A 224-nucleotide genomic window follows, 5' to 3' on the forward strand; every position below is an offset into this window, starting at 1 on the left:
TGTACCACCATATTTTCGAATCGTTGCGCCATCTGCCTGTTGAAAGGCTTCGAAAATAAGTTGATGCTGTTCTGTAGCGATACCAATACCAGTATCTTTTACCGAAATTGTCATCCAATCATTGCTTATAGACTGCATTTCATGACTCAAATGAGTTGCTTCTATCGAATCAAAATGTAAAGAGACGGATCCTTTTTCTGTGAATTTAAATGCATTGGATAATA

Annotated in this window: 1 protein-coding gene; it reads right to left on the minus strand. The window is 36.6% G+C overall.

Annotated elements, in window-relative coordinates:
- The coding region (locus tag MR113_RS27990) for an ATP-binding protein (RefSeq protein WP_242257528.1) at positions 1-224 on the minus strand (224 nt) is incomplete at both ends.

The organism is Bacillus cereus group sp. BfR-BA-01379, from assembly GCF_022663605.1.
Taxonomy (GTDB): Bacteria; Bacillota; Bacilli; order Bacillales; family Bacillaceae_G; genus Bacillus_A; species Bacillus_A mobilis.